Source organism: Nocardia sp. CA-135398 (genome assembly GCF_050955845.1).
Taxonomy (GTDB): domain Bacteria; phylum Actinomycetota; class Actinomycetes; order Mycobacteriales; family Mycobacteriaceae; genus Nocardia.
In genome coordinates this window covers 552,781-564,682 of record NZ_CP192084.1, presented here as the reverse complement: position 1 = coordinate 564,682, position 11,902 = coordinate 552,781, and the positions used below count along the sequence as shown (strand labels likewise).

Annotated in this window: 10 protein-coding genes and 1 riboswitch; of the genes, 6 read left to right on the top strand and 4 right to left on the bottom strand. The window is 67.0% G+C overall.

Going from position 1 to position 11,902, the window contains the following annotated elements; translation table 11 throughout:
- Nucleotides 1–5 precede the first annotated feature (5 nt).
- A riboswitch (SAM riboswitch) is annotated at nt 6–119 on the bottom strand.
- Between the two features lie 113 nt (nt 120–232).
- Complete coding sequence (locus tag ACQP1T_RS02475; protein ID WP_433758334.1) at nt 233–868, top strand: LysE family translocator; 636 nt, start codon at nt 233–235, stop codon at nt 866–868.
- Nucleotides 869–908: 40 nt separating this feature from the next.
- On the opposite strand, the gene ACQP1T_RS02470 is transcribed toward ACQP1T_RS02475, so the two are convergent.
- On the bottom strand, nt 909–2,324 hold the full coding sequence (locus tag ACQP1T_RS02470; RefSeq protein ID WP_433758331.1) for a DHA2 family efflux MFS transporter permease subunit: 1,416 nt from the start codon (nt 2,322–2,324) through the stop codon (nt 909–911).
- 81 nt (nt 2,325–2,405) lie between these two features.
- On the opposite strand from ACQP1T_RS02470, the gene ACQP1T_RS02465 reads away from it, so the two are divergent.
- The 3 genes from ACQP1T_RS02465 (at nt 2,406) to ACQP1T_RS02455 (ending at nt 8,320) form a co-directional block, all read left to right on the top strand.
- The gene (locus ACQP1T_RS02465; RefSeq protein ID WP_433758330.1) at nt 2,406–2,825 is read left to right on the top strand and encodes a MarR family winged helix-turn-helix transcriptional regulator; all 420 of its coding nucleotides are present in this window, start codon (nt 2,406–2,408) and stop codon (nt 2,823–2,825) included.
- A 120-nt stretch (nt 2,826–2,945) separates the two neighbouring features.
- Nucleotides 2,946–6,965, top strand: coding sequence for a Pls/PosA family non-ribosomal peptide synthetase (locus tag ACQP1T_RS02460; protein WP_433761934.1), 4,020 nt, complete (start codon nt 2,946–2,948; stop codon nt 6,963–6,965).
- Complete coding sequence (locus ACQP1T_RS02455) at nt 6,965–8,320, top strand: M1 family metallopeptidase (protein ID WP_433758329.1); 1,356 nt, start codon at nt 6,965–6,967, stop codon at nt 8,318–8,320. The genes ACQP1T_RS02460 and ACQP1T_RS02455 overlap by 1 nt, the downstream gene beginning before the upstream one ends.
- A 7-nt stretch (nt 8,321–8,327) precedes the next feature.
- Here the strand turns inward: ACQP1T_RS02455 and ACQP1T_RS02450 are convergent, their stop codons facing one another.
- Together ACQP1T_RS02450 and ACQP1T_RS02445 are read right to left on the bottom strand one after the other, a co-directional pair.
- Nucleotides 8,328–8,516 carry a hypothetical protein gene (locus tag ACQP1T_RS02450; protein WP_433758327.1) on the bottom strand — a complete coding sequence of 63 codons (189 nt, stop codon included), beginning with the start codon at nt 8,514–8,516 and terminating at the stop codon, nt 8,328–8,330.
- 24 nt (nt 8,517–8,540) lie between these two features.
- On the bottom strand, nt 8,541–9,023 hold the full coding sequence (locus tag ACQP1T_RS02445) for a DUF2752 domain-containing protein (RefSeq protein WP_433758326.1): 483 nt from the start codon (nt 9,021–9,023) through the stop codon (nt 8,541–8,543).
- Nucleotides 9,024–9,131: 108 nt separating this feature from the next.
- Here ACQP1T_RS02445 and ACQP1T_RS02440 point away from each other — a divergent pair, with 108 nt between their 5' ends.
- Nucleotides 9,132–9,401: a hypothetical protein gene (locus tag ACQP1T_RS02440; protein ID WP_433758325.1), complete on the top strand. Its 270-nt coding sequence runs from the start codon at nt 9,132–9,134 to the stop codon at nt 9,399–9,401.
- 378 nt (nt 9,402–9,779) lie between these two features.
- The gene (locus ACQP1T_RS02435; RefSeq protein WP_433758324.1) at nt 9,780–10,835 is read left to right on the top strand and encodes an alpha/beta fold hydrolase; all 1,056 of its coding nucleotides are present in this window, start codon (nt 9,780–9,782) and stop codon (nt 10,833–10,835) included.
- A 153-nt stretch (nt 10,836–10,988) separates the two neighbouring features.
- On the opposite strand, the gene ACQP1T_RS02430 is transcribed toward ACQP1T_RS02435, so the two are convergent.
- Complete coding sequence (locus tag ACQP1T_RS02430) at nt 10,989–11,828, bottom strand: glucose 1-dehydrogenase (RefSeq protein ID WP_433758323.1); 840 nt, start codon at nt 11,826–11,828, stop codon at nt 10,989–10,991.
- Between the last annotated feature and the right edge of the window lie 74 nt (nt 11,829–11,902).

Genomic DNA, 11,902 nt, shown 5'->3' with positions numbered 1-11,902 from the left:
ATCCGAGTCCGCGCTTGCCGCATCCGGTCTGGCTGCGGCCTGGTCGTCACCCGGAGCACCCCACCGCGGAGGAGGGTTGCCGACCAGCTAGCCGGGGCTTGATGCTGGTACTCATGACCTGAACCGAGACTGACAGATGCCCCGCCGCTCTGTCAACCGCACCGCAACTGCATACACATGCAGCTGAATAAATAACCTTGCAATGCCGAGTGATGTGCGGTCTGATCGAGAGGTGACGCCTTCCCTGCTGCTCAGCTTTGTCGGCCTGTGCATTCTGCTGTCGATTACGCCCGGCCCGGATTCGTTCCTGGTGCTGCGATTCTCGATCGTGGACGCGCGACCCGGCATTGCCGCGGCGATCGGCTCGGCATTGGGCGGGATCGTGTGGGCCGTCGTGGTCGCGGCTGGCGTCGCCGCCCTACTGGAACAGTCCGCGACGGCCTACCGGACGCTCAAGATCATCGGCGGAATCTATTTGGTGTACTTGGGAATTCGCGCGCTGATCGATCACCGCAAGCAGCGCGGGGCTGATACCACCGCACCGTCCGGACAGTCGGCCACGGAGGCCCCGCCCTCGATTCGCTCGGCATTCGCCGCGGGCGTGGTGTCGTGCATGTTCAACCCGAAGGTCGGACTGTTCTACCTGGCGGTACTGCCGCAATTCCTCACCGACGTCACGTTCCTGAACACCCTCGCGCTCGGCGCCATCGAATGCTGCATTGCCGCCGTCGAGATGATCCTGCTCGCCATGCTGGCCTCCCGGGCCGTTGCGATGTTGCGCCGCCCCCGGATTCGCGATCGGCTCGAGCAGATCAGCGCGGCCATCCTCGCCGCGCTCGGCATCGGCACCGCCGCCTCGGCCGCGTAAGGATGCGCCTGGTCGGTAACCGCCGACCAGGCGCGAAGCATCACAAACTCGGCTGAATCTCCTTGCGCCACAGCAATAGTGACGCGATGAACGAGACGACCGACGCGGCGGTGAGCCACCAGAACGCCTGCCGGAATCCGGCATCCACCGGCAATCCGGCAGCGGCCGCGCGATACAGCACCACGGCGAGCAATGCCGCTCCGATCGAACCGCCGACCCGTTGCAGAATATTCACGAACGACGCCGCATCCGGCAGCTGTTCGGGCCGCACCGACGCGTAGGCCGCGGCAACGATCGGCACCCCGGTCAATCCGGTCGCCACCCCGCGGATCAACAGAAGCACCTGTACGACAACAGGATTCATCGACGCGTCGCCGAGCGCGAACGGCACGGTGACCGCGACCGTCACCGCACTCCCGACCACCGCGACCACACCCCCGCCGTACCGATCGGTCAACCGGCCGCCGACGGGCAGCGCGATGATGCCACCGATCCCGAAGGACATGAGCAGCATCCCCGTCGCGATCAGGCCTTCCCGATGCAATACCTGAAAGTACAACGGCAGCAACAGCATCGACCCGAACAGCGAGGCACCGGCGAAGAGGTTCGCCACATTCGCCGTCGCGAATACCGGATGCCGGAACAGTCCGACATCGAGCAGGCCACCACCGCGCACCGACCGTGCCACGAACAGCCCGAGCGCGAGCACTCCGACCACCACCGACACCCACACCGTCGGCGCGGAAACCGCACCGCGACTGCCGAATTCACCCAGTCCATAAACCAGCGCCGACAGTCCGACCCCGATCAACGCGAACCCGGTGGCATCGAATCGACCACCATGGCCCGTCGCCTCCGCCCGCGGCAGCACCCGACGCCCCAGGACGAAGGCGACCAACCCGAACGGAATATTGATCAGGAACAACCACTCCCAGTCCAGATTCGCCAGCATGACGCCGCCGATGGTCGGCCCGATCGCGGGCGCGGCGACCACCGCGATACCGACGACACTCATCACCCGGCCCAACCGCTGCGGACCAGCGGCCTGTCCGAGCAGCGTCTGCCCGGCGGGCACCAATAGCCCCGCCGCCAGACCCTGTGCGATCCGAAACCCGATGAGCCACCCGATATCCGGGGCCAGCGCACACAGTGCGGAGGTCACCGTGAATCCGGCGAGCGCGGTCAACCAGACCCGGTCCATTCCGAATTGCCGCCCGAGCCAACCGCACAGCGGCAGCGTGACGGCGAGTGCGAGCAGATAGCCGCTCGCGATCCACTGGGCACTGTCCAGTGCCGCACCGAGATCCGTCGCGATGGAGTTCAGCCCGATATTCACCAGCGACGTGTCCAACATGCTCATGACCGCGCCGAAGACCACCACACCGGCCACCCGCCAGACCCGGGCGGGAATGGGTTCGAGTGCGGGCGCGGTGGCGGCGGTTCGAGTATCCGACATGGATCCTCCACTATTTGTAGACAGCCTAGATTGCGGAGGTTATCAACAATCTGGTCTATCAACAATAGATACAATTACCGAATGCCCGCCCACATTCACCCCCGCGGCCTGCTCCGCTTCCCGACGTACGCGCTCGGCAAGCTGCACAAGGCCGTGCACGCCGAAATGGGCACCTCATTGCGCGAACACTGGGTGCTGGTCTGTCTGGAAGAGTTCGACGACCTGTCCCAGCAGCAGGTCTCCACCGCACTCGGCATCGACCGCAGCGAGGTGGTCCGGCTGATCGACGGACTAGAGGAGGCGGGATTCGTCATCCGCACGCGCGATTCGACGGACCGGCGCAAGTACCGGCTGTCCATCACCCGGTCCGGTCGCGCCGAGCGCCGCAAGACCGACGAACTCATCGAAAAGGCCGCCGAGCGGGTGCTGCACCGCCTCGACGAGGACGAGCGGCGCACCCTGCACCGCCTGGCGTTGAAGGCGCTCGGCGAAGAGGTCTGAGGCATACCGCACAGGTACCGTAGACAGTTGGTCACCCGTGGTGTTTGCCCACTGGTAACCCTGCTGTGAAACAACAACGAGAAAGCGCTAGGCAGGTCTATGAGAGGTGGGCAGGACGTGATGCTGCGGCCGCAGGTCGACACCGCGGCGGGCACGGACCCGACGAACGGGCTCCGCACACCCGATCCCTTGCTGCGCGGTGCACTCGCACCACAGGCCAGGACCCTTGTCGACATCCTGAACAGCACCGCCGAAGCCCACCCGGAGGCCCCCGCGATCGATGACGGTCGCGTGGTGCTCAGCTACACCGAATTGCTGGCCGAGATCGACGCCGGAGTAGTGCGCTTGACCGCGGCGGGTGTGCGCCCCGGCGACCGCGTCGGCGTGCGCATGCCGTCCGGCACACATGAGCTTTACGTCACTATTCTGGCCATTCTTTTTGCCGGTGCGGCTTATGTTCCGGTGGACGCCGACGATCCGGAGGAGCGTGCCCGACTCGTCTTCGGTGAGGCTCGCGTCACCGCGATCGTGACCCCGGCAGGCGTCGAGCCGACCGCCGTCGAACGGCCCGAGTCCTCAGACGACTCGCCCCTTCGCCCCACTCCCGACGACGACGCCTGGATCATCTTCACCTCCGGATCCACCGGAACCCCGAAGGGCGTCGCCGTCAGCCACCGCAATGCCGCCGCCTTCGTCGACGCGGAAGCGCGGCTGTTCCTTCCGGATGCCCCGATCGGCCCGGACGACCGGGTGCTCGCCGGACTCTCGGTCGCCTTCGACGCCTCGTGCGAGGAAATGTGGCTGGCCTGGCGCAACGGCGCCTGCCTGGTTCCCGCACCGCGCGCCCTGGTCCGCACCGGCGCGGATCTCGGTCCCTGGCTGGTCCGGCACGAAATCAGCATCGTCTCAACGGTGCCGACACTTGCCGCGACCTGGCCCGCCGAGGCGCTCGAGCCGGTCCGGCTGCTGATCTTCGGCGGCGAGGCGGTGCCGCCCGAACTCGCCGAACGCCTTGCCGGAAGCCCCGCGGCGCGAGCGACGGGCCCGGAGGAGGTAGCGGAGCGTGACCGCGTAGGGCACCGCGAACGCCGCGAATCAGAGACAGAACGCGAGGTCTGGAATACCTACGGCCCCACCGAGGCAACGGTGGTCGCCTGTGCGGCGCTGCTGGACGGCGGCTTCCCGGTCCGGATCGGTCTCCCCCTGGACGGCTGGGATCTGGCCGTCGTCGACGCCGCCGGAAATCCGGTTGACGAGGGCGAATCCGGTGAACTGGTGATCGGCGGTGTCGGCCTGGCCCGCTACCTCGACCCGATCAAGGACGCCGAAAAATACGCTCCGCTACCGTCACTCGGCTGGGACCGCGCCTACCGCAGCGGCGATCTGGTGCGCAAGGACAGTGCGGGCCTGGTTTTCCTCGGCCGCGCCGACGATCAGATCAAACTCGGCGGCCGCCGCATCGAACTCGGCGAGCTCGACAATGCCCTACAGCACCTACCCGGCGTCACCGGTGCCGCGGCCGCGATCCGAACCACGAAGGCGGGCAATAAGGTCCTGGTCGGCTACCTGACCGGCACGGCACCCGATTTCGACCTGAAGGCCGCCAGAGCTCAACTGGCCGAACAACTTCCGGCCCCGCTGGTCCCCCGGCTGGCCATCGTCGCCGATTTGCCCACCCGCACGTCGGGCAAGGTCGACCGCGACGCACTGCCATGGCCGCTGCCGAGCACCTCCGAAACCGCGACCGGCGATCTCAGCGAAACCGAGCAATGGGTTGCCGGACTGTGGGATTCGATTCTCGGCGCCGAGATCACCGGCCCGGATACCGATTTCTTCGATCTCGGCGGCGGCTCACTGTCGGCGGCGCAACTGGTCACCGCACTGCGCCAACGTTATCCACGCATCACCGTCGCCGACCTCTACGACCATCCACGCCTCGGCGCACTGGCCGAACTGCTCGACGAGACCGCGCCGAGCGCCGCCGTCGACGAACGCATCGTGCGACCGACGCCGCTGCGCGCCCAATGGACCCAGGTGCTGGCCACCATCCCGCTCACCACACTCACCGGACTGCAATGGCTCACCTGGTTGGCGATCGTCGGCAATATCGCGGGCTGGTCCGGCTCGCTGCCCTGGCTGCCGCAGCTGTCCTGGTGGTGGACGCTGGCCGCCTTCCTGATCTTCATCTCACCGCCCGGCCGCATGGTGATCTGCGCGACCGGCGCTCGGATCCTGCTGCGCGGCGTGCGGCCCGGTAGTTACGCACGCGGCGGCCCGGAGCATTTGCGACTGTGGGCGGCGGTCCGGCTCTCGGAGGCGAGTGGGGCCGAAAGTCTTTCCGGTGCACCGTGGATGGTGCCGTTCGCGCGGGCACTCGGCGCGAAGATCGGAACGGGTGTCGACCTGCACACCCTGCCGCCGGTGACCGGCATGCTCGAACTCGGCGACGGCTGCAGCGTTGAGCCCGAGGTCGATCTGTCCGGCTACTGGATCGATGGCGATGTGGTGCATATCGGCCCGATCAGTATCGGTGCGGGCGCGGTGGTCGGCGCGCGCTCGATCCTGTTGCCCGGCAGCAAAATCGGTAAGAACGCCGAGGTCGCGGCCGGATCGTCGGTATCGGGCAAGGTGAAGGCCGAGCAGGGTTGGGCCGGTTCACCTGCCACGAAAGTCGGTAAGGCCCAGCATCGTTGGCCGGATCACACGCCCGCGCGGGCCGCGCGTTGGGTCGCGATCTTCGGCGTGACCTCGATGGCATTGGCGGCCATGCCCATTCTCGGTCTCGGCGCGGGCGGGGCGTTCATCGCTTGGTTCATCCGCGACGCCCGCACACTCGCTGGCGCGCTCGGCGAGGGCTTCGCCATCCTGCCCGTCGCAACGCTGCTCAGCCTGGCCGTATACACGGTGGCCACGGTTATCGCGGTCCGGCTGCTCAGCATCGGACTCACCGAGGGCCATCATCCCGTTCGCAGCCGGGTCGGCTGGCAGGCGTGGGCCACCGAGCGGCTGCTGGATTCGGCGCGCACCTTCCTGTTCCCGCTCTACGCCAGCCTGTTGACCCCACCATGGCTGCGCCTGCTCGGCGCGAAGGTCGGCAAGAGCGTCGAGGCGTCCACGGTGCTGCTGCTGCCGAAATTCACCACGGTCGCCGACGGCGCGTTCCTCGCCGACGACACCATGATCGCCAGCTACGAACTCGGCGGCGGCTGGCTGCACATCGGCGATGCGAAGGTAGGCAAGCGCGCCTTCCTGGGCAATTCCGGTATGACCGCACCCGGTCGACGGGTGCCGAAAAACGGTCTGGTCGCGGTGCTTTCGGCGGCGCCGTCCAAGGCCAAGGCCGGTTCTTCCTGGCTGGGCAGCCCACCGGTGCGACTGCGCCGCGCCTCCGAAACCGGCGATACCGAACGCACCTTCGATCCGCCGCTGCGGCTGAAGGTGTTCCGCGGCATCGTGGAGACCTGCCGACTCCTCCCGGTACTCGTGACCTTCGCCATCGGCCTCGGCGTGCTGTTCACGCTGGCCTGGATCGCGGAATCGGCCGGCTACCTGGTCGCCGGACTGCTCTGCGGTCTGGTGCTGATGGCCGCCGGCGCGATCGCGGGGGCGAGTGCGGTCGCCGCGAAGTGGTTGCTGGTCGGGCGAATTCGCGCCGAGGAGCATCCGCTGTGGAGTTCGTTCGTGTGGCGCAACGAGGTCGCCGACACCTTCGTCGAAACCGTAGCCGCGCCGTGGTTCGCGCGCGCCGCGACCGGTACCCCCGTACTGAATCTGTGGCTTCGTGCACTCGGCGCGAAGATCGGCCGCGGGGTATGGTGCGAGTCCTATTGGCTACCGGAGGCGGACCTGGTGACACTCGGTGACGGCGCGACCGTGGAACGCGGCTGCGTGGTACAGACCCACCTCTTCCACGATCGAATCATGGCCATGGACACCGTGACCCTCGAAGCGGGCGCCACCCTCGGACCGCACTGCGTCGCCCTGCCCGCCGCCAGCATCGGCGCGGGCGCGACCATCGGCCCCGCCTCGCTGGTCATGCGCGGTGACACCGTGCCGCCGTCCACCCGCTGGTGGGGCAATCCGATCGCGCCGTGGTCGAGTGAGGCGCCGAACCTTAGCGAGGCCGGAGCAACCTCCTGATGGCGGGTAAGTACTACGAGGAGCCCGTCGACGAATACCTACCGCAGAACGGGAATTGGGGCTACCGGGTATCGCGGTACGAACTCGAGATCACGTATAAGGTCGCCAGTAATCGCATGGCAGGCCGAGCTCGGATCATCGCGGTGACCGAGGCCGTCCGTGACCGTTTCGCACTCGACCTGTCCCAGTCGCTCACCGTGTCCAAGGTGCTCGTCAACGGCACCAAGGCCGCGAAATACTCGCACCAGCACGGCAAGCTCGTCATCACGCCGCAGCACCGCATCCCGGCGGGCGGGGTGCTCGAGCTGGTCATCCAATACGCCGGGCTGCCGAAGCCGGTGCGCGGGCCGTGGGGCGAGGTGGGCTGGGAGGAACTGACCGAGGGCGCGCTGGTCGCAAGTCAGCCCAATGGCGCCGCGTCCTGGTTCCCCTGTGACGACCACCCGAGTTCCAAAGCCAGCTACCGGATTTCGATCACCACCGACACCCCGTACTACGCGCTCGCCAACGGCACCTTGGTGCGCAAGCAGACCAAGGCCAGTCAGACCACCTGGGTATACGACCAGCCTGAACCGATGTCGAGCTACTTGGCGACCATCCAGATCGGACCGTACCGCAAGCACCGCATCGATGCCCCGCGCGGTTCGGTGCCGATGCAGGCCGTCATCCCGTCCCGGCTGCGCGCCAACTTCGACCACGACTTCCAGCGTCAACCGCAGATGATGGAACTCTTTACCGAGAAGTTCGGCCCGTACCCATTCGAGGGGTACACGGTCGTGGTCACCGATGACGAACTGGAAATCCCCATCGAGGCGCAGGGCATCTCCATCTTCGGCGCCAACCATTGCGACGGCCGCCGCGGCGCGGAACGCCTTGTCGCACACGAACTCGCACACCAGTGGTTCGGCAACAGCCTCACCATCTGGCAGTGGCGTGACATCTGGCTACACGAAGGCTTCGCCTGTTACGCCGAATGGATCTGGTCCGAAGCCGCGGGCGGGCCCACCGCGGACCAAATGGCCCGGGCCGCCCGACACAACCTGTCCCGTGAACCACAGGACATCATCATCGGCAACCCCGGCCCGCGACGTATGTTCGACGACCGCGTGTACAAACGCGGCGCGCTCACCCTGCATACGCTGCGCCTGGAACTCGGCGAACTCGCCTTCTGGGATCTGCTGCGCGAGTGGACGATCCGCTACCGGCACGGCTCGGTCACCACGGAGGAATTCACCGATCTGGCTGGCCACTACAGCCTGGTGCCGCTGCGGCCGCTCTGGGATGCGTGGCTGCTCAGTGAGCCGCTGCCGCAACTGCCGCCCTCCGGCGGGCAGGTCGACACGAAATCGCGCTGAGGCGCCGTCAGAAGACCAAGTAGCGCGCGGCCAGTTCCTCCACCAACGGGTCGTCATCGGTGACGCTGTTCAGCGTATCGAGATCGGACTCGACCGAGATCAGGCGCGGATCATCCTGTTCCGAGTCGGGCATGCCATCCTCGGCGAGCTGGCGCAATAGTTTCGCCCGCACGCGTTCCTTCAGCGAATCACTCATATACGAAGCCTGCCTGAAAATCGGCTAGACCGGCGTGAGCCAGGTCCCCCACGGTGTATTTCGCAGCACCGAATAGCCGATGAGCAGCGCGAAGAACACCCACATCGTGGTGCGGCTCAGCCCGGGTAGTCGCATTCGCTCACCGCGCCAGGCCCGGATCGACCAGTCGCCGATCCACAGCACGAAGGCCAGCACCAGCGGCAGCACGAGCAGATTGCTGTGTATCGCATCGAGAATTCGGCCGTCGGTCAGATTGTGCATGCCGCGCATGCCGCCGCAGCCCGGGCAATACCACCCCGTCAGCGCGTAGACCGGACAGATTCCGTAGGAACCCTCGCCGTGCGGATCGCGGAAATGCAGCAGCAGCGCGGCTCCGACGCCGACGCCCGCGGCAACCAGCGGCCACCCCATGGCGCGCAGCCCGGTGCGCCTCGGCTCCGCGGCCGGTTCGGTCTGCGGTGCCGGGTCCGGATGCGCCTGGGGCGCGACCGGTGCCGGGTGCCTCATCTCCACAACGATCAACGGTAGCCGCGACCGCCCGGCCGCCGCCACCAGCAGCCACCGACATGATCGATTCCGTCCGACGTTTCCGCAGCTAGAGTAGAATTTCGCGGCGTGGACGCCGCTGGTGTTACCCGGCTCGACGGTTTCGGGGGCAGCGCGGCTCGCAAGCTCGAATTCGGGCATGTGGGCCACTGGTACGCACCCCAGGACAACGATTTCTCCGGCTCGGTCGCGGTCGAAATAGATTCCGGAGACGGATCGTCTGTGGTCGTTTTCGTCCGCGCTCCCAACCGCCGCGACGTCCCCGGCGATTTCCACCCGGACGACCAGGTCTGCCTGGTCATGCCGGAAGATATCGCCGACTTCCTCGCGCCCAGCTGATCTCCGACCGCCGCGCGCTTCGCACCATTGGGGAACCACGGGCAAGCGCGTAGAGCTGCACGCTCCGCTCGGATGTGGACGCCGAGAACCCGGCCCGACCGCGAGAACCAGTGCGCGATTTCGGGGTCGGACCGCGATTGCGGGCGAGGCAGGGAAGTGGGGGCTAACGGGTGGGCAGCCGTGGTAACGGGCGGCTCAGGCGCGGGCGATATCCAAGAAGAAGCGGCTCGTGCTCGTGTTTCTTCATGAAGGACTATTGGCCGACCTAATTTCGGGTATCCACCCGATAGAGCCAGGATTACCGTCACTGGGAGCGCTAGCAGTAGCAAGCACTCAGCTTGCACTGTACTGTGGCGGCTGACACAAAGGAGTGCTCAAATGCTGGTCAAGTCGATGAGGACGCTGGCTGAAGTGCGCGGAGACGAACCGTTGACCGCCGCCTACCGTGCCGGACTCCGGTCCCGGACATACCGGACCGCGTCGCTCAACAAGCCCGCCGCCACACCCGAGATCATCCCGGTCAGCACCCGGGACGGGGCGAAGCTCAGGGTTCATGCCTACGGTCCCGCCGACGGCGATGTCATCGTCTTGATCCACGGCTGGAGCTGCTGCATCGAGTACTGGAACCCGCAGATCAACGCCTTCGCCGACCGCTACCGCGTGCTCGCCTACGATCAGCGCGGCCACGGCGAGAGCACCCTCGGCAGCACCGGCCCCGGCGCGCAGACATTGGCCGACGACCTCGAAGCCGTGCTCGAGGCCGCCGTCCCGCTCGGCAAGCGCGCCGTCCTCGTCGGACACAGCATGGGCGGAATCACCTTGCAGGCGTGGGCATCTCGCTATCCGGAACAGGTCACTCGACGCGCCGCCGCCGTCATCATGGCCAATACCGCGGCCAGCGATATCCGCTACGAAACCGATCTGCTTCCGCTGTTCAACAAGCCGCTCATGGTGGCCAATCGACCGCTGACAGTCCTCGGAGCCAGCGTCCGTGTCCCGCTCGTCATCGCGGAAACCGCACTCGCCGCGCCGATTCCGCTGCCGGGCGGCTGGCCGGTCAGCGCGGTCTTCAAGGCCCGGGTGATGTCCAAGCCCGCCACCCGCGACGAGGTGGACTTCGCGCTCGGCATCGTGCGCTCGTGTCGTCCGCTCACCCGCGGCCTGCACGCCGCCGCCCTCGCCGGCCTGGACCTGGGCGATGCCGCGAAGCACCTGACGGTGCCGACCACCGTCATCGCGGGCGCCGAGGATCACCTGCTGCCCGAGCGCATGTCGCGCCCGATCGTCGCGGCCCTGTCCGAAGCAGGCCATCTCGCCGACTACCAGGTCTGGCCCACCGGCCACCTCGGCAATATCGAGGCCGCCGACCGCTTCAACGCCCTACTCGCCGACGTGGTCCAGCGCGCCGATCCCCGCACGGCCGCCGCGGGCTGACCCGCTGCTGGGGCTGGTCAACGGCGCCCGGCCCCAGCAGAAAATTCTCCTCCGGCAACGAACATGACTGCGCCGCAACCGAATTGACCCGCGCCGGGTGGGATCCCGCCTCCGAACAACCGCGGTTCAAAACTGCTGCGGCCCGCAGCGAGCTCACAGAATCGGACGACCGCCGGTGACCGCGACGCGTGCTCCGGAGATGTAGCTTCCGTCGTCGCTGGCGAGCAGCACATAGGTCGGGGCGAGCTCGGCGGGTTGTCCGGCCCGGCCGAGTGGAGTGTCGTCACCGAAGTGCGCCACCTTCTCCGGCGGCATCGTGGACGGGATCAACGGGGTCCAGATCGGGCCCGGCGCCACGCTGTTGACCCGAATTCCCTTGGGGCCCAACAGCTGTGCGAGACTAGCCGACAGATTCGCGATGGCGGCCTTGGTCGCGGCGTAGGGCGCGAGCGTCGGCGAGGGCATATCGGAATTCACCGAGGAACTACCGATGATCGACGATCCCGGTGCCATATGCGGCAATGCGGCCTTCACCAGGGCGAAGTAGGCGTTCACATTCACGCGGAAGGTGTAGTCGAATTCCTCATCGCTGACCTCCTCCACGGTCTGGTGGGTCATCTGATAGGCGGCGTTGCTCACCAGGACATCCACCTTCCCGAATTCCGCGACCGCGGCATCGATCACCGCGCGGCAGTGTTCGGGCTCGGATACGTCTCCCGCGATCGTGACGACGCGGCGTCCTGCCTCCCGGACGAAGTCGGCGACCTCGCGCGCGTCGTCGTGCTCGTTGAGGTACGAAATCACCACATCGGCGCCTTCGCGGGCGAATGCGATCGCCACCGCCCGGCCGATGCCGCTGTCCGCGCCGGTGATGACCGCCGCCTTCCCGGTCAACTTGCCGCTGCCGCGATAACTGCGTTCACCGCAGTCCGGCACCGGTTCCATCAGCGTCTGCACACCGGGGACGTCCTGCTGTTGCTCGGCAAATCCCATCGTCGGGCTCCCTTCTCGTTGACCCCGAAGGCCACCGGTCAGCAGCGGTGACATCACCGGTAATTGCCCGAGCA